This is a genomic window from Acidovorax sp. LjRoot129, from assembly GCF_964253765.1.
In the GTDB taxonomy this organism is placed as follows: Bacteria; Pseudomonadota; Gammaproteobacteria; order Burkholderiales; family Burkholderiaceae_C; genus Acidovorax.
Genome location: NZ_CAXUSE020000001.1, coordinates 4,755,938 through 4,777,048, shown reverse-complemented (window position 1 = coordinate 4,777,048; position 21,111 = coordinate 4,755,938). Strand labels below are relative to the sequence as shown.

Genomic DNA, 21,111 nt, shown 5'->3' with positions numbered 1-21,111 from the left:
GAAGAAATGCATGGAAAGCCGCGTTCTGATCCTGGCGCCGCATGGCCGCGACGCGCAGGTGATCCAGTCGGTGCTGCGCAGCGACAAGATTGATTGCCTGATCTGTCCCGATGCAGCGTCGCTGATGGCCGAGCTCAAGGTGGCTGCGGGTACGGTGATATTGACGGAGGAGGTACTGGCCCACGGTTTGGCCGAATCCGTGAGCGAGTATCTTGCGCAGCAGCCCGCGTGGTCGGATTTCCCGTTCGTCGTGCTGGCCACGCGGCAGTCCAGCCGCCGATCCGCGGGGGCAGCCGCATCGCTGCAGGAGCTGGGCAATCTTGTCTTGCTGGAGCGCCCGGTCAATCCTGAAACCCTGGTCAGCGCCGCACGCTCGGCACTGCGCGGCCGCACGCGGCAATATGCCTCGCGGCGGCACCTGACGGACATCGAAGCCGCCAAGCAGACAGTGGAGCAGCTCAATGCGGAACTGGAAAGCCGCATCGTCGCGCGCACCAGCGATCTCGCGGGCGCAAACGACCGGCTCACGCGCGAGATTGCCGACCGCGAACGCATCCAGTCCAAGGTAGTGCAAAGCCAGAAGCTTGAAGCCATCGGCCGCCTCACCGGAGGCATCGCGCACGACTTCAACAACCTGCTGCATGCCGTGAGCCTGAACCTGCAACTCATCATGCGGATGGCCGCCGACAAGCGGGTGGGGGACTACGCGCGACGCGCCAAGGACTCGGTGGACCGCGGCGCGCGGCTCACGGCGCAACTGCTGTCGTTTGCGCGGGCGCAGAGCCTGTTGCCGCGCATGCACGACGTCAACGCCATGGTGCGCAACTTGCAGGAGCTCATCGAGGTGTCGGTGGGCTCCAAGGTGCAGGTGCAGATGGACCTCTGCGAGGGCGAAGCGCATGCGCTGCTGGACGGCGCGCAGCTGGAGATGGCGCTGCTCAACATGGCGGTCAATTCACGCGATGCGATGCGCGATGGCGGTACCCTGATCATCCGCACCCGGCTGCTCCATGCGTCCAACGGGCGGCACCAGCTGCAGATCAGCGTGCAGGACACCGGCTCCGGCATTCCTGAGGCAATCCAGGCCAAGGTGTTCGATCCGTTTTTCACCACGAAGGCCGATGGCGAAGGCACGGGGCTCGGTCTGAGCCAGGTATACGGCTTTGCCCGGCAGTCGGGTGGCAGCGCCGAGCTGCACAGCAGCGAGGGCCAGGGCACGACCGTCACGCTGCAATTTCCGCTGGCGGAGCACTCGGGGCAGGGCGACGAGGCTTCGCTGCCCGAGGCAGGCGCCAACCACAACGGCGATCAAAACACCGATTCGCGCACCGAGGTCCTGGTGGTCGAAGACGACGAAGCCGTGCGCCAGGGTATTGCCGAAGGCTTGCGCCTGCTGAACTACAGCGTGCGCGAGGCCTGCGATGGCGAAAGCGGCCTGCACGAGCTGCGCCGGCACATGCCCGATCTGCTGATGGCCGACTACCTCATGCCCGGCATGAACGGCGCAGAGTTCATCGTCGCCGCACGCGAGATTTATCCGCAGATCCCGGTGCTGGTCGCCACGGGCTACGCCGACATGGCCGAGGTGGAAAAACTGGTGGGCACGCAGTCCATCCTGAAGAAACCGTTTGACCTGGAGACCCTGAACGCCGCGGTGGGCCAGGAGCTTGCACGCGGGCGCGTTCGCGCTCGGGCGTAGTGGTGGGGTGGTGGGGTGGTGGTCGCCTTGCAAAGGGTGCGACCACGTTTGAAAGTGAAAATTTGAGAATAATTGGCCGCTAGCGCTTGTTATATAAGCACTTGTAGCCATCAAAAATATAGCAAAACGCGGTGGGGCCGCGCCGGCTCCTTAACTTGCGTGCACACAGCGGCAAGGCCCGCCCCGCCCACCCCGGCGGCGGATCAAGCCGGCGATTTGTACTTGATGCTGCAGCCATACGGCTGCGTCGTTGCGGCCGAGATCGGCTTGCCTGCCAGTGCTTCCGACAGCCCCACCTTCACATAGTTGGTGGCCTTCTCGATGTCGGCCGGGCGGGCCGAGGGGATGCTGTCGATGCCCCCTGCGTAGATCAGCTGGCCTTGCGGGTTGACGATGTAAAGGTGCGGCGTGGTGCGCGCGCCGTAGCTTTTACCCACGGTGCCTTCCTCGTCCATCAGCACGGCGGTGGGGGCCGCCTTGCGCTCGGTGAGCCAGGCGGTGAGCTTGGCGGGCTCAAGGTAATCGCTGCTCGCTTTCTCGGTGGAGTTGACCGCGAGCCACACCACATTCTTGGACGCGGCGTCCTTTTGCGTGGCGGGCATGTTGCCGCTGTCGTAGTGCTTGCGAACAAAGGGGCAGCCGGGGTTGGTCCATTCCAGCACCACATGTTTGCCCTTGAAGTCCGACAGGCGCACGGTTTTGCCGGTGGCGTCCTTGAGCGTGAAGTCCGGGGCGGTCTGGCCCACGGTGGCGGCGGCGTGCGCGCTGCCCACGGCAAACAGGGTGGCAGCGGTGGCGATCAAGGTGCGGCGGAGCAATTTCATGGCGGACTCTCCTGAACGGTTGGCGGTCGATGAAAAGGACACGGGGCGAAAACCTCTACAGCTGGGCGATGGTGGCGCGCACCTCCTGCACGCTCAGCACCTCGGTCAGCACCACGGGCGGCTTGCCCGCGCGGTAGAACACATACACGGGCACGCCGTTGCGGCCCAACTGGGCGAGTGCGGCGGTGATGGCGGGGTCGCGGCGCGTCCAGTCGGCGCGCAGCAGGGCGACATTTTTGGCGGCCAGATCGGCCAGGACGTCGGGGTGGGCGAGCGTGGTTTTCTTGTTGTACTGGCAGGTCACGCACCACGCGGCAGTGAAGTCCACAAACACCGGGCGGCCGCCCGCGGCGATCTGATCGGCCGCGCCCGGCGCCCAGGCCTGCCACTGCGCGCCGCCCGCACCCGAGGACGTGGCCGAGGAAGGCGACGCGACGGGCGCCACCGACATATTGGTGACGTGCGGTGCAAACGCCCACACCAGCAGCGCCAGCGCCGCGACCGACACCGTGGCCATCCACACCCGCGCACGGCCGGCCAGCGACAGCGACCACGCCACCATGCCCACGCCCACCAGCAAGATCAGCAGCGAGCCCGCACCGTCAATGCCACTTTGTTGCCCCAGCACCCACACCAGCCACGCCACGGCGGCAAACATGGGGAAGGCCATGAACTTGCGGAAGGTGTCCATCCACGCGCCCGGGCGGGGCAGGGCGCGCGCCACGGCGGGGACAAAGCTCGCGGCCAGGTAGGGCAGCGCCAGGCCCAGGCCCAGCACCGCAAACACCGCCAGCGCCTGGGGCGCAGGCAGCGTGGCGGTGAGCCCCATCGACGCTCCCATGAATGGCGCAGTGCACGGCGAGGCCACGGCCACGGCCAGCACGCCGGTCAAGAAGCTGTCGGCCACCGGATGGCTCGCCTGCAGGCTGGCCACGGATGACGGCAGGAAATGCCCGAACTCAAACACGCCCGCCAGGTTCAGCCCGATCACGGTGAACAGCGCTGCCAGCGCCGCCACCACCGCCGGCGACTGCAGCTGAAAGCCCCAGCCCACCGCCTCGCCCGCCGCGCGCAGGCCGAGCATGATCGCCCCGAGCGCCATGAACGACAGCACCACGCCGGCCGTGTACGCCAGCCCGCTCACGCGGTGCGCGCGGCGGTCTTGCGCGTGCTGGGTAAAGCCCACCACCTTGATCGCCAGCACCGGGAACACGCAGGGCATGAGGTTGAGGATGAGCCCGCCGAGCAAGGCGCCCAGCAGCGCGGCCGACAGCGTGAGCGCCGAAGCGCCGGAGGCTGCGGCGGACGCCGTGCCAACGCTGCCTGCCGCACCACCGGCCGCCTGCGCAGCGTTGGCCTTGAGCGCGGCCTCCAGTGCGGGGGACACGCTGGCCACCTGCGCACCCTGCGGCCAGGTGCCCAGCACCTTGAGCTCGGCGCGGTAGCCCGTGCGCGTGTCGGCGCCGGTGCTGTGGGCCGCGGCTTGCTCGGCCAGCACCACCGGCATCAGCGTGGGGCTGTTGCTGCGCTGGGGCGACAGGGGGATCCTGGCCGTCCACACGCTGCCGTTCCAGGCCTGGGTCCACACTGCGGCGTTGTCGATGACCTCGCCGGTCTCGGGGAACAGGTCCAGCACCTTGCCGCGCAGTGCCACGGGCAGGCCCTGCACGCTGACCTGCAGCGCATTGCCATCGGCAATCTGCGCCTGGCTGTCCGGCACGATGCCGCTGGTGCCTGCCAGCACGGGCTTGGGCTGGGCCTTGGCCGCCGCCTCAAAGGCAGCGCCGTTCAGCGCCGTGGTGCTCTGGATGGGCAGTTGCAGCGTGAACTCGCCCTCTTCCGGAATGCATTCCTTGCGGCAGACCAGCCACGATGCGCGCAGCTTGATCGTGGCGTCCTTGGCCAGGGGGCCGGGGGCAAAGGTGCTGGCCACCGTCACGGGCACGGGCAGCAGCACCGTGCCTTCGTAGCCGTAGTTGGCCAGCGTGCCGATGGGGATCTTCTTGGGCAGGGGCCAGGCGATCTCGCCTGCGGAAAGGCCTGCGGGCAGGGTCCAGGCCAGGTCGGTCGGCAGGCCTGAATCGCCGGGGTTTTTCCAGTAGGTGTGCCACTCGGGCTGGTGGGTGATCTGCAGCCCCAGCCACAACGGCTGGCCGGGCGCCACGCCCTGGGGCGCCTGGGCGATCAGCTCGGCCCGCACATACGGCGTGGTGACCACGCTGCTGCCCTGGTGGCCGGTTTTAGGGCCAAATTGGGCGCTAGCGCTTGTCCATAAAGCGCTGGCTGCTATAAAAAACAGAGCGACGGCAAGGCGATGGAGCAGGCGGTGGGGCATGGTTGCAGTGTGGGAGCGGGCGCCGCGCCGTTGGTTCCGGCGCCCGGCGGCCCAGTCCGGTGAATGCGCGATTGTCCTCGGGCTGCCCCGACCCTCACCACTGGCACGGTACTAGGCCCGTGGCTGCGTCGACCTGGCTCTGCGAGGCCGCCCAACGCGTCGCCCTTGGGAAGGCCTACGCAGCAGCTCAGGGGGCCTACTGTGTCCCCAGGCTCAGCTCTGCCTGTGGCGTCCACTTGTCGGCCTGGGTGCCGGCCTTGGGCGCGGCCACAAAAAGCCGGTCGGTCGACAGCTTTTGCGACACCAGATAGTCGCGGATCGCCTCGCCGCGGTCCTGCGCCAGCTCGGCCGCCATGGCCTGCGTGGCGCTCTGGTTGGCCAGCAGCAGGGCTTCCATCTCTTGCACCGTGAGCTCCTTGGCCAGGCCCACCAGATTGCGCGGCTTGGGCATGTCGGCGCGGCGGTAGACCTCCTTGAGCAGGGCGGGGTACTCGGCGGCCGACACGGGGGTGGTGTCGGTGGCGTTGGCGCGGCGTTTTTCGGCCAGCACCAGCTGCTGCAGGCGCTCGCGCTGCAGGCCTTCGCGCTCGTCCTTGAGGCTCGCCATGCCGGTCACGGTGATCTTGAGCGTGGGCCGGTCGGCCAGCGCCTTGACCACCTTGCCCAGGTTCTCCTTGGCCTCGGGCGTGAGCGTGGCGCTGCCGGGCGCAAACGCCACATGGCTCATCTCGCTGCTGCCGCCGCCCAGGGCGTTGGCCAGCAGGCTGAAGGGTGCCGTGAGCGCCTTGCCAATGAGGTTGACGATGATCCGCCCGATGACCGGGCCGATGCTGAACTGCGGGTCGTTGAGCGAGCCGCTCAGGGGCAGGTCGAGGTCGATCACGCCATTGCGGTCTGCCAGCAGGGCCACGGCCAGCTTCACCGGCAGGCTGTTGGGTGCGCCCTCCACCGGCTCGCCAAAAGTCAGCTGGTTGAGCGTCAGCCGGTTGCTGGCGGTGAGCTGGCCGCTCGGGAGCACCTTGTAGTTCACGTCCATGCTGAGCTTGCCGCGCTCAATGCCGTGCCCGGCGTACTTGACCGAATACGGCGTGAGCGGGGGCAGCTCCAGGTCGCGCACCTTGCCCACGATGTCGAGCGCCAGGGGCTTGGCCAGCGGGTTGAGCTTGCCCGTGACTTCCAGCGACGCCGAACCCTCGGCGCGGCCACGCAGCTCCAGATCGGCCAGCACGGGCTCGCCGCCCGGCGCCTCGGATGAAAACGCGCTCAGCTTGCCAGTCAGCTCCGAGAGGTCGGCCGAGTAGTTGGGCTTGATGAAAAAGTCCGAGAACAGCACCTTGCCGTTGACCAGGCTCACGGGGCCGAACTGCACGACCGGAGCCAGCGGGTCGGCCTTGGCCACGGTGGCGCTGGCACCGGCGGCTGGGGCGGCTGCCGACGCCGACGCTGCAGGCGCGCCCGGGCTGCCGGCTGCACCGCTTGCAGCCCCACCCGCTGCAGTCGCCACGCTGACCGCGTTCGCTGCCTGGGCCTCGGCGGGCGTCTTGGCGATGTCGGTCAGGTTGATGCGGCCCGCCTCGTTCACCGTGATGCGGGCGAAAAAGTCCACCAGGCTGGTTTCCTTGACCTCCACGCGCGGCGCAGTGCCGGGCGCGGTGGCCACCGTCAGGCCGCGCAGGTTCAGGCTCTTCCAGGCCAGCAGTTCCTCGCCCACCTGGGCCTCGGTTTTGGGTGTGGAGGCCGCGGTGCTGTTGGCCTTCAGTTCGTCGATGGCCGCGTCGCCCGCCAGGCGCAGGCTGGTGCCCTTGTCGCTTTGCGCCAGCGCAATCTGGCCCTTGAAGCCCACATCGGCGCGCAGCAATTCCAGCGACAGCTGGCTGGCCAGGTAACCGTCGAGCGCGTGCAGCGGCAGCCGCGCCATGTCGAGCTTGCCCTGCGCCGCCAGCGGCTGCAGCGCCAGCGTGCCCTGGTAGTCGATCTTGCCGGCGTCCGATTTGGTGGCGCCCTTGCTGCCGCCGCGGCCGGGGGTGGCCACACGCGCCGACAGCTGGAAGGCCTCGGGCTTGCTGCCGTCGCTGGCCAGGTTCTTGGCGCTAATGTTGAGGGCGGTGACGTCCAGGGCCACCGGCCGCGCCTGCGCGTTGTCGGCAAACGCAACTGCGCCGCCTTCCACCGCAAAGTCGGCCACGCGCAGCTTCCACGGCGCCGCAGCGGCGGTGCCTGTGGAGGAGCTGGTTGCGGGAGCTGCCAGGGGATTCGCGGCAGGTGTGGCCGACGGGCTGCCGCCCTTGGCCCAGCGCTCGAACATCCAGCGCCCGTCCGCACCGCGGTCCACCGTGGCCTGCGGCTGGGTCAGCGTGAGTTTTTCCAGCGTGACTGTCCGGGTGTCGAGCGGCACCTGGGCGCCATGCACCTCCAGCTTGGCCAGACTAACCAGCGTGGTCTTGCCCTGCTTGACCGCAAACTGCTCCAGCGCCAGCGGGCCGGCACTCAGCGTGACGCCCGTGGCGCCGGCCTGCGCGGCTTTGGCGGTGGGGGCTTCCCACAACACCGCCAGGTCGCCCGTCAGTTGGCCGGACACCTGGGGCTCCAGCGCCTGCGCCAGGTACGGGGCGGCCAGCTGCAGGGCCAGGGTGTTGAGCGACACCGTGGTCTGCGCCCGCCGGTCGGTGGCTTCGCCCACAAACGCGAGCGCGCCGCCTTCCACGTTGAGGCCGCCCTTGAAGGTGAAGGGCTTGGACGATTCGGTGAAGGGCAGAGCGATGTCGGCGGCGTCCAGGGTGAGGCCGGTGGCCTGCAGCGCGGCGGCGGGGCGCGTGCCCTGGTCGGCCCAGCGCACGGTGCCACCGCGCACGGCGGCGCTGGCGATGGCAACCGTCCACGGCGTGGGCGCGCGGGGCGTGGCGGCGTTGCGCGCGGGGCTTGACGCTGCGCCACTGGCGGTCTGGGGTGCGGGGTCTGCGGAAGCGGCCGCCTCGGTCTTGGTGGCTGGTGTTGCGGCGGGCGCAGGCGTCTGCGCCAGCTGCGCCCAGTTGATCTCGCCCGCGGCGTTGCGCGTGGCGTGGACCACCGGCGCGGTCAGCTCCACGTGGGCCAGGCGCACCACCTGCTCCAGCGGCCGCACATCCGCCATGTCGATCTTCAGGCGTTCGTAGGCCAGCAGGTCCTGGCCGGTGCGGTCGGTCAGGCGCACGTCGCGGGCCTGCACGCTGCCGCTCAGCTTCACGGCCAGGCGGGGTTTTTGTTCAAAAGCGACTTTCACGTCCACATCCAGCGTGGCGCCCTGCACCTTCACCGGCAGGCTCGCCGGCAGATACCCGAGGTAGGGCGCGAGATCGAGCCCCTGCCAGCGGATGGCCGCGTCGGCCTGGCTGGTCTGCGTAAATGGCGTGCCCTGGGCGGACGAATCAAACCGGCTGCCGCCCAGCACAAACGCCAGGTGGGGCTCGACCTTCACGTCGCGCTGGCTCGAGAGCGTGCTCACAAACGGCACCTGCAGCGCCAGCTCACGCACCTGGTGCGTCTTGCCCACGCTGCTGTCGGTGAAGTCAATACTGCCGCCGGTCAGCGACAGGTTGTAGAGCGCCAGGCGCGCCGGCCCCGTGTCGGGCTTGCCGGTGGGGGCCGTGACCTTGGCGATGATGTCGTCCACGTCGTAGCGGCCATCGCCGCGGTGTGTAAGCCTCAGCACGGGGTTCTCGACCGTGAAGGCGTCCACCACCGGCGCCAGCCGCAGCAGCGACTGCAGTTCTCCATCGGCATAGATGCGGCCGATGGTGAGCTGGGGCGGTGCGCCATCCAGGCCCGCCACGGCCACATCGCGCAGGGCGAACTCCAGGGTCCAGGGTTTGAAATCGATGGCGCCCACCGTCACGGCGCGGCCTAGCTGTTCGCTGGCCGCACGCGTCAGCGGCCCCTTGAGGAGTAGCGGCACAGCCAGCCAGGCCACCACCCACAAGCCGACAAGCCCCACCAGCGCGCGCACTGCGGGGCGAAACCAGCGGTGCTGGCGGATGGAGGCAAGAGAGATGGAGCGCAGGGCAGGCGGCATATCGGCAAACAGGATGGGCGCTGCGGACTCAGGCGGGGAACGCCTGGGGTGACAACAGAACAGGGCCGCGCGCGGGGGCTATTGTCCCTGTTGTTCGGCGGGTGTGGCCTGCCGGGGTGACGGGGCAAGGCGCGTGGTTGACGATTGTTGACACGCGCTGCCCTGGGTTCGTTCAGACGGTGCCGCCAGGCGTCCCTTCCTATCCGCCGCTTTAGCTCACTGGGCAAAGCCCAGCACCACCCTGCGAGTGGTAGCGCTTTTCTTCTCAATCTTTGTGACCGCGATGGCGCCGATTTCTGCGGTGTTGGCCACGTGGGTGCCGCCGCAGGGCTGCAGGTCCACGGGCAGGTCGTTGTCGGTAGTGCCGCCAATGCGGATGGTGCGGATGCGGCCGGTGCCGCGGGGTGGCTGCACGCTCATGCTCTTGACGAGCGAGGGGTTGGCGTCCAGCTCTTCGTCGCTGATCGACGCCACGGTGAGCGGGTGCGCGGCGGCCACCAGGGCGGCGATGCCCGCGGTGAGTTGTTCCTTGTCGAGCGGGTCGGTCATGGCGAAGTCGATGCGTGCGTAGTCGGGCGTGATCGAGCAGCCGTTGACAAGCTGCGGCACCAGATGGCACAGCAGGTGCGAGGTGGTGTGCAGCCGCATCATCCGGTGGCGGCGCTCCCAGTCGATGCGTGCGGTCACAGCCGCGCCGGTGGCCAGCTGCGCCAGGCGCTCTTCCTGGCCGGCCGCCGGCACGTGCACGATGTCGCTGGTGGGCCGGCCTTCGGCATCCTTGCCTTTGCGGGTGTCGGCAATGGCGATCTCGCTGCCGTCGGCCAGCACGAGCACACCGCTGTCCCCTGCTTGGCCGCCGCCCAGGGGGTAGAACACGGTCTGGTCGAGCACGATGCCGGTGTCGGTGATGGCGGTGATCTGCGCGCTGCATTCGCGCAGGTAGGCGTCTTGGCGGAAAAGGTCTTGGGTCATGCGGGTCATATTAGCGGGGCAACGCTTGTGCACCCTGCGGCCGGCACCGCGGCCGCCTGCGCCACCGCGCGGCTACCATTGCAGGCATGACTGCCGCTGCTGCCACCACCACCCTGTCGCCTTTGCCCTCGCGCTACTGGGCCGATCTCTCGACCCGCGATTTCGCGCAGATGAAAGCCTCAGGCCAGGCGGAACAGACGGTCGCCGTGTTGCCCGTCGCGGCCATTGAGCAGCACGGGCCGCACCTGCCGCTGTCGGTCGATGCCACCCTGCTGCAGGGAGTCATCGACGCGGCGCTGCCGCAGCTGCCGGCTGACCTGCCGGTGCTTTTTCTGCCTCCGCAGAACGTGGGCCTGAGCCCCGAGCACATCCGTTTTCCCGGCACGCTCACGCTGTCGCCCACCACGGTGATTGCGCTGTGGACCGAGATTGGCGAATGTGTGGCCCGCGCGGGCATCAAGAAGCTGCTGCTCTTTAACGGCCACGGCGGCCAGGTCAGCGTGATGGACATCGTGGCGCGCGAGCTGCGCACCCGCTGCGACCTCATCGTCTACAGCGCCAGCTGGTTCAGCTTGCCGCTGCCCGACGCGGTGGCCGGGCAATTCAGCGCGCAGGAGCACCGATTCGGCATCCACGCCGGCGAGATCGAGACATCGATGATGCTGCACCTGGCGCCGGGCACCGTGCACATGGGGCACGCGCGGGACTTCCGCTCCACCTCGCAGGACCGGTCGGAGCAGTACGCCATCCTGGGCAATGGCAAGAGCGCCAAGCTGGGCTGGCAGATGCAGGACTACCACCCGGCCGGTGCCGTCGGCAACGCCGCTGCAGCCACAGCGGACAAGGGGCTGGCGGTGGTCGAGGCCGCCGCAGGGCAACTGGTGGCGCTGCTGCAGGAGTTGGCGCAGCTGCCGCTGCAGACCCTGCGCCCCGAGACCGAATGAGCGATGTGGTGGCGAACAGCGCACAGGGCCACGGCATGACCGCGATTCGCCGCGCGGCCTTCCCCGACGACCTCGCAGCGGTGACCGCCATCTTTCGCGAGTACGTGGCGAGCCCCACAGTTAATCTGGATTTTCAGGACTACGAGCGGGAGTTTGCGCAGCTGCCCGGCAAGTACGCGGAGCCGGACGGGTGCATCCTGCTGGCCGTCATCGACGGCGGTGTGGTGGGATGCGCGGCCTTGCGCCGCGTCGATGATGGCGGCACCTGTGAACTCAAACGCGTGTACGTGCGCCCTACGGCCCGGGGGATGGACCTGGGCCGGCAACTGGTGGAGAAGATGCTGCAGCTGGCGCGCGAAGCGGGCTACACGCGCATGTGCCTGGACGTGCTCCCGGAGTTTGTTGCGGCGCAGAAGCTGTATGCCTCGTTGGGTTTTATGCCCGCAGCGCCGGTGAGCTTCAACCCGGTGCCGGGTACAAAATTTTTGGCGCTCGACCTGTAGCCGGCTCCGGTAGGCGCAGGCGCCTCTCCCGCCACGCATCGACCACGGATCAATCACGCAATTACGCGTGCGTGATCCAGTCCAGATGCGCGCCTTCGTTCAAGTGCGGCAAGGTGTTGAAGGTCTGCATCATCAGCCGCTTGGGCGCGACCGAGAACTCCGTCACTGCGCTGTTGCGGATGCGCATGTTCAGCGCAATCGTCACCTCCGGCGCCGTGCCCAGCACCTCGCCCACGGCGGCCGAGATGGGGCCGCCGCTGCTCACCACCAGCACGTTGTGGCCCACATGGTGGTGGCGCACATGGTCCAGCGTCGCGCGGATGCCGGCCGCAAACTCGTTCCAGCTCGGCATGCCCTGCGGGCTGATGACGCCGGCCATCCACTGCGCCAGCGCATCGCACAGGATACGAAAGTGCTGGCGGTACTTCTCGGGTGTGTCGGCCGGGCCCAGGGGCTGCGAGTGGATGGCGGCGATCAGCGCGTGGCTGTCGTATTCGTTGAGGCCTGGCATCTGCAGCACGTCAGGCGTGATCTGAAGTCCCTCGGCAATGCCCTCCAGCGTCTGCATGTGGCGGCGCAGCGTGCCGGTGATGACGGCGTCGAACGTGACGCCCCGCGCCCGCCAGTATTCGCCCAGCCGCACCGCCTGCTCGCGGCCGCGGGGGCTCAGCTGGTCATAGTCATCGGCGCCAAACGAGGCCTGGCCATGGCGCACGAGGTAGAGGGTTCCCATGCGGCGGATTGTGGCCAAAATATGGCCCTGGCGCTTGTCACACAAGCGACCAATGCTATTGAATTTATAGCTAATGGCCTTTTGACCGCAAGGATCTCAGCCCGCCAGCACGCCGCTGAACATCGGTGCGTCGACGTTGCCCCCTGTCAACGCCAAGCCCACGACTTGGCCTTTCAGCTGCGCGCGTTCCTGCAGCGCAGCCGCCAGCGCCGCGGCGCCAGCCCCTTCCGCCACGTTGTGGGTGTCCGTAAAGATCGCGCGCATGGCCGCAGCCACCTCGTCGTCGCTGACCTGCACGATGTGGTCGATGTGCGGGGTGATGATTGCCAGGGCGTCGGCGTCGGCCACGCGGCAGGCCATGCCATCGGCCAGGCGGGTGGTCACGGGGGCTTCGACCACGCGGCCGGCGGCCAGCGAGTCCGCATACGTGGTGGCATGGCTGCTGACCACGCCCACGATGCGCACGCTGTGGCCCAGCGCCAGCTTGGCCGCGATGGCCGAGCACGCGCCAGAGCCCTGGCCGATGGGCACGTAGACCACGTCGAGCTGCGGCACGGCGCGCAGGAATTCCCACCAGTAGGTGCTCACGCCGCGCAGCAGATCGGGGTGAAAGCTGGGCACCATGTGCGCGCCGCGATCGGCGGCCAGCGCGACGGCGAATTCGCGCGCTTCCTGAAAGTCCGCGCCGTGCTCGATGAGCGTGACGCCCAGGGCGCGCATGGCCGCGTTTTTCTCGACCGAGTTGCCCTGCGGCACGACGATGGTGCAGGCCACGCCATGGCTGCGCGCGGCCCAGCCCATGCTCTGGCCGTGGTTGCCGCGCGTGGCGCTGATCACCTCCCGGGGCATGGCGCCGCGCTGCGCGAGCTGGTCGAAGTAGGTCAGCCCGCCGCGGATCTTGAAGGCGCCGACGGGTGTGTGGTTCTCGTGCTTGAGCCAGCAGTCGGTGCCCAGGCGTTCGCTCAGCAAACCCCAGCGGTACTGGGGCGTGGGTGGGAAGTCGCGGTACACCACCTTGGCGGCGGCTTCGATGTCGGCCAGGGTGGGCAGCAGGGCGGTGGCGGGGTCGAGGCGGGCGTTCATGCGGCGGCTTTCTTTTCGGTCAACAGTTTGAGAGCGAGCAGGCCGAGCACCGTGCCCATGAAGTAGCGTTGCGCCCGCATCCAGGCCGCGTTGCGGTTGAGGAACAAGGCTACGCGCGCTGCGCACAGGATGAGCAGTGCGTTGACGGCCGCGCTGGTGGCAATCTGCACGCTGCCGAGCGTCAGGCTCTGCAGCAGCAACTGGCCGCGCTCGGGGTGCAGGAACTGCGGGAAGAACGACAGGTAGAACATGGCCACCTTGGGGTTGAGCAGGTTGGTCATGAAGCCCATCAGGAACAGCGTGCGAGGGCCGTCGTGCGGCAGGTTGCGGGCCTCGAAGGGGGCGGCGCCGCCCGGCTTGACCGCCTGCCAGGCCATCCACAGCAGGTAGGCGGCACCGGCGTAGCGGATGGCGTCGAAGGCCACGGGCACGGCGGCCAGCAGCGCAGTCAGGCCCAGCGCCGCCGCCAGCAGGTGCACGACGAACCCCAGCACCACGCCCGCCAGCGAGACCAGCCCGGCACGCGGCCCCTGGGTGAGGCTGCGCGAGACGCAATAGACCATGTTGGGCCCGGGCGTGAGCACCAGCACCAGCGCGGCCAGCGCAAAGATCAGCAGTTCCTGGGCAGAGAAGAGCATGGTGAATTACTCCGGTGTGAATGAAACCAAGGCAACCGGGCCGCGTGGTGTGGTCAGCTGCGCTGTGAGACGGGGTGCGCCGCCCGCCAAGAGGGTCACCGCGCCGGTGACGCCGATGGCGTCGCACGCGGCCTGCAGCGTGGCCGACTGCGGGTGCTGCAGCGCCAGCGACTGCAGCTGCACACCGCTGGCGGGCAGGCTGTCGCAAGGGTGCACGGGGCCCCACTGGATGAGCGTGGGCAGGCAGCCGTCCATGAGGCGCAGGCCGTCCTCGCGCACGGTGATCTGCCACTGCAGCAGGCCGTTGGGCGTGGGCCGGCTGGCCGTGACGATGGCGCCGCGCTCCAGGTCCAGCGCCGAGAGCGCTGCGTGGGCAGCGGCCACATCGGGCACGGAGGCCACCCAGTGGATGAGCTGCGGTCCGTGTTCGGCCACCTGCTGCTGCAAGGCTGCATCATCCATGTCAAACCAACGCCTGGCGCTTGATGGTATTGACTTTTCTGCTCCTGAATTGATAGCAATTACTTCCAGGTAGGCCCGTGGGTGTGCGGGGCTCGCAATGCTGAGGATGCGGTTGTGCGTGCCCATCAGCGGATGCTCGCCGCCTGCCGTGGGCGTGATGCCCAGCGCGCGCTCGCACCACGCCACGCCCGAGGCCAGGTCGGTGGCCAGCACGACCAGGTGGTCCACGCCGGGCGGCTGCGCCGTGCCGGGGGTGGCGCTTGCGGCCGTCACAGCAGCACCTCGCCCGACACGCAGGTGACCGAGCTGCCGCCGACCCAGATGGTGTCGCCTTGCTGTTCCACAAACACCCGCCCCGCGCGGCCCAGGCAGGTACCCTGCGCTGCCACGTACTGCGCGGGGGCCAGCCCGGCGCCGATGAGCCACTGCGCCAGCGCGGCGTTGAGACTGCCTGTCACGGGGTCTTCGGCCAGGCCGTTGTTGCCTGGGAAGAAGGCGCGCACTTCGAAGGCGATGCCCTCGCTGTCGGTGCTGCCGATGACGCCCACCTTGCCACGCGGCCCGACCACGCCCACGTCCAGCTTGCCCAGGATGCTTGCATCCGGCTTGAGCGCCAGCACCTGCTCGGCCGAGCGCAGCATCACGCCACGCCAGTTGGGGCCGTTGTCGCACCAGGCGTGGTGCAGTATGTCGCTGCGCGCCACGCCCAGGCCGCGCGCGATCAGGGCCACGTCGTCTTCAGCCAGCGGCCCGCTCTTGATCAGCGCAGGTGCCGCGAACGCGAGGCGCGCGCCGTCTTGCCGCAGCGCGACCAGACCCACGCCACATTCCTGCACCACCTTGCCCGCCACCTGCGGCTGGCCCCCGGCCTGTAGCCAGGCGTGGCAGCTGCCCAGCGTGGGATGGCCGGCAAAGGGAAGCTCACGCCCGGGGCAGAAAATGCGCACGCGGTAGTCGGCACCGGCCGCGCGGCCTTGCGAGCTGGGGGGCAGCAAGAACGTGGCTTCGGACAGGTTGGTCCAATTGGTGAACTCCTGCATGGCCTCGGTGGTAAGTCCCGTGCCATCCAGCACCACGGCCAGGGGGTTGCCGCGGTAGGGCTGATCGGTAAAGACGTCGACTTGCTTGAAAGGGCGCTGTTGCATGGTGTTCAAAGTCCTAGTGTCGAAAAGAGGCGGTGAAGCAGTGAAACAAATGGCTGGCATGGCGCACGCCGGGGGCGTGCCTCCATAGGCTCCGCAGGGGTCGTGTCTGGCAGTGCGCTGGCGGGCCGTGAAGCCCTCGGTGGGTCAGCCGCTCGGCGGCGGGGCGATGGGAATCCAGCTCACAGCAACACTGTGCCTTCCACGCAGGTGACGGCCTGGCCGCCCACCCAGATTTGCTGCGCCTCGTCCTGGCGCACATGCACGCGGCCGGCGCGCCCCAGGCACTCGCCTTGGGCCACCAGGTAGCTGCGCGGGGCCAGACCATCGGCAATCAGCCATTCGGCCAGGCTGGCGTTGAGGGTGCCGGTGACGGGGTCTTCGGGGTTGCCCATGGGCGCGGCAAAGGCGCGCACCACGGCCCCGGGTTGGCGTATGTCGCTGGCCGCAGGGCCGACGTGGATCACGCCCACGTCCTGGCCCAGGTCCTTGAGGCGCGCATGGTCGGGCTTGAGGCCCAGCACCGTCTCGGCGCTGTCGAGCAGCAGGCCCAGCCACACCGGGCCGTTGTCCAGCAGCTGCGCACCCTGGATCTGCTGCGGGCGCAGGCCCAGTGCGCTGGCGATCAGCGGTACGAGCGCGGGGCTGGGCGCGCTGCGCTTGAGCGGCGGCGCGGCAAAAGCCAGCGTGCTGCCGCTGTGCTCCACGCGCACCAGGCCCAGCGCGGATTCCTGGATCACCATGCCGGCCACGCGCGGCGCATTGCCCGCCTGCAGCCAGGCGTGGCAGGTGCCCAGTGTGGGGTGGCCGGCAAACGGCAACTCGCCATTGGGGCTGAAGATGCGCACCCGGTAGTCGGCGCCCGCCGCGCGGCCCGCGTCGGTGGGCGGCAGCAAAAAGGTGGTCTCCGACAGGTTGGTCCAGGCCGCAAAACGGCGCATGTCGCTGTCGCTCAGGTCGTGCGCATCCAGCACCACGGCGACCGGGTTGCCGTAGCCCGGCCGGTCGCTGAACACATCGATCTGCTTGAAGGGGCGCTGGTGCATGGCAGTGCGTCCGTTCAGGACAGGGGCTGGTCGAGTACGCCGATGGCGCCGGTGCGGCTGCTCACCGCCTGGTACCAGCGCTCCAGGTGCGGCCGCGCGGGGCGATCCTGGGGCAGCCCCCACCAGCGGTGGATCTCGCAGGCCACAGGGATGTCGGCCATGGTGAAGCGCTCGCCCGCGATGAACGGGTGGCGCGCCAAGTGCGCATCCAGCATGGCCATCAGTGGCTCGGTCACCGCCACCGATGCGGCGATGAGCGCGTCGTTGCGCTGCGCGGCGGGCGTGCGGATCCACTGCAGGAAGGCGTCGCGCCCCGCGGGGTTCAGCGTGGTCTGCTGCCAGTCCATCCACTGCTCGGCCACAAAACGTGCGGGCAGGGGCTCGGGGTACATCTCCCCCATCGAATGCCGCGCGCACAGGTAGCGCACGATGGTGTTGGACTCCCACAGCACCGCGCCCGTGTCCTCGTCCTCGATCAGCGGCACCAGGCCGTTCGGGTTCAACGCCAGGTAGCGCGCCTCGCGCACGATGCCAAACTGCCCGCCAGCATCGGTGCGCTGCACCGACGGCAGGCCGAGTTCCTGCACGGCCCACACCACCTTGCGGACGTTGATGGACGACATGCGTCCCCAGAGTCTTAGCATGTGTCAGCCCTTGGCCTGCGCGGCCAACTGGTCACGAACGGCAGCGGCCAGCGCCGCAATGCCGGTGGCGATCTGCTCCACGCTCGAGGTCACGAACGACAGGCGCAGCGTGCGCGGGTCGGCGTTGTCGGCATAAAAGGCGGCGCCGGGCACGAAGGCCACGTTGCGCTCCACGGCCTTGGGCAGCAGCTCCACAGCGCTCATGCCTTCAGGCAGGCGCACCCACAGGAACATGCCGCCGTCCGGGCGGTTCCATTGCACACCCAGGCCCTGCATTTCCTTGTCGAGTGCGGTCAGCATGGCCTCGCATTGCTGCTTGTAAAGCGCGCGGATGGTAGGCACGTGGCGGTCCAGGAAGTTGCCCTTCATTACCTCGGCCACCAGGCGCTGGTTGTAGCCGGGGGTGTGCAGGTCGGCGGCCTGCTTGGCCTGCAGCAGCTTGGGGTACACCGCCTTGGGGGCCACGACGAAGCCCAGGCGCAGGCCCGGGGCCAGCACCTTGGAGAACGAGCCCATGTAGATGCAGCCGTCCGGGTTGCGGGCCGTGAGCGGTGCGGGTGGTGGGTTGTCGAACCACAGGTCGCCGTAGGGGTTGTCTTCGACCAAGGGCAGGTTCAGCTCGGCGGCGGCCTTCACCAGCTCGGCGCGGCGCGCTTCGCTCATGGTGCGGCCCGTGGGGTTCTGGAAGTTGGGCAGCACGTACAAGAAGCGCGCCTTGTCGGCACCGGTGCCCACCTTGGCCTTGAGGTCGTCCACCAGCACGCCTTCATCGTCGCTGGCCACCGACACCACCGTGGGTTCCATGGGCGTAAAGGCCTGCAGGGCACCCAGGTACGTGGGAGTTTCCACCAGCACGCGGCTGCCTTCGTCGATCAGCACCTTGGCGATCAGGTCCAGCGCTTGCTGCGATCCGGTGGTGATCAGCACCTGGTCGGCATCCACGTCCCAGGGCAGAAAGTCGGCGATGGCCTGGCGCAGCGGGGCATAGCCTTCGCTGGCGGCGTATTGCAGCGCGGCCGGGCCGTCGTTGGCCAGCACGGCGGCCGAGGCTTCGGCAAACGCCGAGATCGGGAAGGTCTTGGGCGAGGGCAGTCCACCCGCCAGGCTGATGATGCCGGGCTTCTCGGTGACCTTGAGGATTTCGCGGATGACCGAGGGGTTCATGCGCTCGGCGCGGCGCGCCAGGGTCCAGGTGCTGTTCTGTGGCAGGTCGTTCAGTTTCATTCTCGTTCTCCTCCGGGCGGTCCCCAAAAGACCACCCATGTTGCAAAGTCGCCAGAAAAATTCTCAAAGCGGTGCGTCTGCCCCGCGGGTACAAAAAAAGCGTCGCCAGGGGCAAAGTGGTGGCGTGTGCTGCCCTGCACGAATTCTCCGCTCCCGCGCTGGATGAAATACAGCTCATCCTGCGCATGGGGCGTTTGCGGGTCTTCGCCGCGCGGCGCGTACAGCTCGGTGCGCATGCTGCCGTGGCGCAGCAGCTCGGCAAACCGCTCGCCCCCTGGGCCGGGCAGTTGCTGCAAACCTTGGTCTACGGAGTATTTCACAGGGCTTCGTGGGGGTGGTGCGCGGCCCGGTCAGTCCACGACGAACAACGTGGCGCCCTGTGGGGCCGTGGAACGGTGCGGTTCCGCGTTGTCGGCCACCTGGTAGCTCATGCCCGGCGTCAAAGTGAATGTGCGGCCGTCTTCCAGCTCGGTGTGCAATTCTCCGCTCAGGCACAGCAGCACGTGGCCTTTGACGCACCAGTGGTCCGAGACATAGCCCGGCGTGTACTCGACCATGCGCACGCGCAGGTCGCCAAACTGCTGGGTGCGCCAGAAGGCTTGGCCGGCCTGCGCGCTTTTTTCTTCGCGGGGCAGGGCCGACCAGTCGGTCGTGGCAAAGGGGATGTTGTGCATCTGCATGGTGGCTCAGTCCTTCACGGAAACGATGGCTTCGATCTCGACGGCAAAACCGCGCGGCAGCGAGCCGACGCCCACGGCCGAGCGTGCGTGCCGACCTGCATCGCCAAACACCTCGACGAGCAGGTCCGAGCAGCCGTTGACGACCTCGGTGTGCTGCATGAAGTCCGGCACCGCGTTGACCATGCCCAGCACCTTGACCACACGGCGCACGCGCGACAGGTCACCGAGGGCGGCCTGCATCGTGGCGATCAGCTGCAGGCCCACGGTGCGGGCGTGGTCGCGGGCCTCGGCGGCGCTGATCTCGCGGCCTACCTTGGGCACGGTGTCCATGTCTTCGCGCTGGGGCGAGCCCTTGCCCGACAGGTACAGCGTGTTTCCGTCCAGCACATACGCATCGAAATTGCCGCGCGGCGCAGAGACGGTGGGCAGGACGATGCCCAGCTGCTGCAGGCGTTGTTCGGGCGTGGGGATGTTCGTGGTAGCGGTGGCGGTGGTCATGCGGCGGCTCTCTGGTGAACGGGCATCTTCTTGCCCACAAAAACGGTGGCGATCACGGCCAGTGCAAAGCCTGCGGTGACGAGGTCTAGGCGCTCGCCCAGCAGCGGCACCGCGAACAGCAGGCTCAGAAAAGGCTGCACCAGCTGGATCTGGCTGACCCGCACGGCACCCAGCGCCAGTGCCCGGTACCAGGCAAAAAAACCGATCCACATCGAAAACAGCGCCACGTAGGCGAACCCCATCCACGCCATCGCGCTGATGGCGCCGGGCGCGGCGGGCGCAAACCACCAGGCCACCGGCAGGGTGAGCGGCAGGCTGCAGGCCAGCACCCAGCAGATCACCTGCTCGGCGCCCAGACTGGGCGTGAGGCGCGCGCCGCCGATGTAGCCAAACGCGCCCGTGGTCATCGCGATGATGAGATAGATGTTGGCCGCGCCCAGGTAGAAGCCGCCCGCGCGCCAGGCCATGAAGCCCAGCACCAGGCCGCTGCCCAGCACCGCGCAGGCCCAGAAGCCTGCCGAGGGCCGCTGGCGGTACCACAGCGCACCCAGCACCGCGGTGGACAAAGGCAGCAGCGCCGTGACCACCGCGCCGTGTGTGCTGGGCACGTGACGCAACGCGAGAGCCAGGAACAGCGGAAAGCCGACGATCACACCGAATGCGGTGATGCCCAGCAGCGGCCACTCTGCGCGGCATGGCACGTTGAGGTGCCCGCGGCTGCGCTGCCACAGGAGGTAAGCGACGGACAAGAGCCCGGCCACCGCTGCGCGACCGAAGGTGACGAACCACGGCGACAGCTGTTGGGCGTCCACCGGGCCCACGGCCAGGCGTGTCATGGGCAGCGTGGCGGCGAACAGCACCACGCCCACCAGGCCCCAGATCAGCGCTTCGCGTTCTTGGGCGCGGTTCATAGCGTGATCATCCACACGGCCGTCACCACCAGCACCAGGGCCAGCGCGCGGTTGAACCACAGCAGGCGGCTGCCCTGGGCCAGCCACTGGCGCAGCAGCGAGCCAACGAGGGCGTACACAAAATTGCTGGTGAAGGCGAACAGCATCATCACCACGCAGATGATCGCCAGGCGCTCACCGGGGTTGGATGCCGGCTGCCCGGCCGCGTTGACCACCCAGCCCGCGCTGAGCGTGAGCGCCAGCATCCAGGCCTTGATGTTCACAAACTGCAGCCCCACGCCTTGCCAGAAAGTCACGTTCAGGCGGTGGCTGTCCACTTCGGCCAGTTTGCCGGCGCGGCTCAGTTTGTAGGCCAGCCACAGCATGTAGGCCACGCCCAGCAGCGTCACGGCCCAGCGCAGGGCGGGCACACCGGTGATCAGCGCGCCCAGGCCGAGGCCGCTGCCCAGCATGAGCAGTGTCCAACCTGCGGGCACCGCAAAACAAAAGCGCAGGGCGCGCTTGAGGCCCAGATTGGCCGCCAGGGCCGTGGACAGCGTGGTGTTGGGCCCCGGCGAAAAGCTCATCGCGGTGCAGAACAGCAGCAGGGCAGTCAGTTCGGGGGCGCTCATGGTGCGAAGGTGTGCGGGGCTCGGTGGAGGGGAACTTGTCAACGCTGAGGCTTCAATGTAATCTTGCGCGCCAGTACACAACCAATACAGTTCAACAACGCAGTTCGCGATCTG

20 protein-coding genes are annotated in these 21,111 nt (G+C 68.4%); 3 read left to right on the top strand and 17 right to left on the bottom strand.

The annotated features are described in order from the left end of the window. The first annotated feature begins 10 nt into the window (after nucleotides 1-10). The gene (locus ACSQ3Q_RS21790; protein ID WP_436136407.1) at nucleotides 11-1,699 is read left to right on the top strand and encodes a response regulator; all 1,689 of its coding nucleotides are present in this window, start codon (nucleotides 11-13) and stop codon (nucleotides 1,697-1,699) included. Between the two features lie 203 nt (nucleotides 1,700-1,902). On the opposite strand, the gene ACSQ3Q_RS21785 is transcribed toward ACSQ3Q_RS21790, so the two are convergent. The 4 genes from ACSQ3Q_RS21785 to ACSQ3Q_RS21770 form a co-directional block, all read right to left on the bottom strand. After that, entirely contained in the window at nucleotides 1,903-2,523 is a 621-nt protein-coding gene (locus tag ACSQ3Q_RS21785; protein WP_436136406.1) for a thioredoxin family protein, read from the bottom strand. A gap of 55 nt (nucleotides 2,524-2,578) precedes the next feature. Next, complete coding sequence (locus ACSQ3Q_RS21780) at nucleotides 2,579-4,858, bottom strand: protein-disulfide reductase DsbD family protein (protein ID WP_436136405.1); 2,280 nt, start codon at nucleotides 4,856-4,858, stop codon at nucleotides 2,579-2,581. A 196-nt stretch (nucleotides 4,859-5,054) separates the two neighbouring features. Then, a complete protein-coding gene (locus ACSQ3Q_RS21775) occupies nucleotides 5,055-8,906 on the bottom strand; it encodes a DUF748 domain-containing protein (RefSeq protein ID WP_436136404.1) in 3,852 nt (1,283 codons plus the stop codon). Nucleotides 8,907-9,122: 216 nt separating this feature from the next. After that, nucleotides 9,123-9,878: an alanyl-tRNA editing protein gene (locus ACSQ3Q_RS21770; protein WP_436136403.1), complete on the bottom strand. Its 756-nt coding sequence runs from the start codon at nucleotides 9,876-9,878 to the stop codon at nucleotides 9,123-9,125. 86 nt (nucleotides 9,879-9,964) lie between these two features. Here ACSQ3Q_RS21770 and ACSQ3Q_RS21765 point away from each other — a divergent pair, with 86 nt between their 5' ends. After that, entirely contained in the window at nucleotides 9,965-10,822 is an 858-nt protein-coding gene (locus ACSQ3Q_RS21765; RefSeq protein WP_436136402.1) for a creatininase family protein, read from the top strand. A 35-nt stretch (nucleotides 10,823-10,857) separates the two neighbouring features. Continuing rightward, the gene (locus ACSQ3Q_RS21760) at nucleotides 10,858-11,325 is read left to right on the top strand and encodes a GNAT family N-acetyltransferase (protein ID WP_436137051.1); all 468 of its coding nucleotides are present in this window, start codon (nucleotides 10,858-10,860) and stop codon (nucleotides 11,323-11,325) included. A 61-nt stretch (nucleotides 11,326-11,386) separates the two neighbouring features. Here ACSQ3Q_RS21760 and ACSQ3Q_RS21755 read toward each other — a convergent pair whose 3' ends face one another. From ACSQ3Q_RS21755 to ACSQ3Q_RS21695, 13 genes are all read right to left on the bottom strand, one after another. Then, the gene (locus ACSQ3Q_RS21755; RefSeq protein ID WP_436136401.1) at nucleotides 11,387-12,058 is read right to left on the bottom strand and encodes a histidine phosphatase family protein; all 672 of its coding nucleotides are present in this window, start codon (nucleotides 12,056-12,058) and stop codon (nucleotides 11,387-11,389) included. A 96-nt stretch (nucleotides 12,059-12,154) separates the two neighbouring features. Further along, nucleotides 12,155-13,141, bottom strand: a complete 987-nt coding sequence (locus tag ACSQ3Q_RS21750) for a threonine dehydratase (protein ID WP_436136400.1) — start codon at nucleotides 13,139-13,141, stop codon at nucleotides 12,155-12,157. Further along, on the bottom strand, nucleotides 13,138-13,779 hold the full coding sequence (locus tag ACSQ3Q_RS21745) for a LysE family translocator (protein ID WP_436136399.1): 642 nt from the start codon (nucleotides 13,777-13,779) through the stop codon (nucleotides 13,138-13,140). The genes ACSQ3Q_RS21750 and ACSQ3Q_RS21745 overlap by 4 nt, the downstream gene beginning before the upstream one ends. A gap of 6 nt (nucleotides 13,780-13,785) precedes the next feature. Then, entirely contained in the window at nucleotides 13,786-14,514 is a 729-nt protein-coding gene (locus tag ACSQ3Q_RS21740) for a VOC family protein (protein ID WP_436136398.1), read from the bottom strand. Continuing rightward, a complete protein-coding gene (locus ACSQ3Q_RS21735) occupies nucleotides 14,511-15,386 on the bottom strand; it encodes a PhzF family phenazine biosynthesis protein (RefSeq protein ID WP_436136397.1) in 876 nt (291 codons plus the stop codon). The genes ACSQ3Q_RS21740 and ACSQ3Q_RS21735 overlap by 4 nt, the downstream gene beginning before the upstream one ends. A gap of 179 nt (nucleotides 15,387-15,565) precedes the next feature. After that, entirely contained in the window at nucleotides 15,566-16,429 is an 864-nt protein-coding gene (locus tag ACSQ3Q_RS21730) for a PhzF family phenazine biosynthesis protein (protein WP_436136396.1), read from the bottom strand. A gap of 14 nt (nucleotides 16,430-16,443) precedes the next feature. Continuing rightward, complete coding sequence (locus ACSQ3Q_RS21725; protein ID WP_436136395.1) at nucleotides 16,444-17,073, bottom strand: glutathione S-transferase; 630 nt, start codon at nucleotides 17,071-17,073, stop codon at nucleotides 16,444-16,446. A gap of 3 nt (nucleotides 17,074-17,076) precedes the next feature. Continuing rightward, nucleotides 17,077-18,297, bottom strand: coding sequence for a PLP-dependent aminotransferase family protein (locus tag ACSQ3Q_RS21720; protein WP_436136394.1), 1,221 nt, complete (start codon nucleotides 18,295-18,297; stop codon nucleotides 17,077-17,079). Beyond that, nucleotides 18,294-18,617, bottom strand: coding sequence for a cupin domain-containing protein (locus tag ACSQ3Q_RS21715; RefSeq protein WP_436136393.1), 324 nt, complete (start codon nucleotides 18,615-18,617; stop codon nucleotides 18,294-18,296). The genes ACSQ3Q_RS21720 and ACSQ3Q_RS21715 overlap by 4 nt, the downstream gene beginning before the upstream one ends. Nucleotides 18,618-18,647: 30 nt before the next feature. Next, complete coding sequence (locus tag ACSQ3Q_RS21710; protein ID WP_436136392.1) at nucleotides 18,648-18,977, bottom strand: DHCW motif cupin fold protein; 330 nt, start codon at nucleotides 18,975-18,977, stop codon at nucleotides 18,648-18,650. Nucleotides 18,978-18,983: 6 nt separating this feature from the next. Further along, the gene (locus tag ACSQ3Q_RS21705) at nucleotides 18,984-19,475 is read right to left on the bottom strand and encodes a RidA family protein (protein WP_436136391.1); all 492 of its coding nucleotides are present in this window, start codon (nucleotides 19,473-19,475) and stop codon (nucleotides 18,984-18,986) included. Continuing rightward, the gene (locus ACSQ3Q_RS21700; RefSeq protein ID WP_436136390.1) at nucleotides 19,472-20,386 is read right to left on the bottom strand and encodes a DMT family transporter; all 915 of its coding nucleotides are present in this window, start codon (nucleotides 20,384-20,386) and stop codon (nucleotides 19,472-19,474) included. Before ACSQ3Q_RS21700 ends, ACSQ3Q_RS21705 begins: the two co-directional genes overlap by 4 nt. Continuing rightward, on the bottom strand, nucleotides 20,383-20,997 hold the full coding sequence (locus ACSQ3Q_RS21695) for a LysE family translocator (protein WP_436136389.1): 615 nt from the start codon (nucleotides 20,995-20,997) through the stop codon (nucleotides 20,383-20,385). The genes ACSQ3Q_RS21700 and ACSQ3Q_RS21695 overlap by 4 nt, the downstream gene beginning before the upstream one ends. Nucleotides 20,998-21,111: the final 114 nt, after the last annotated feature.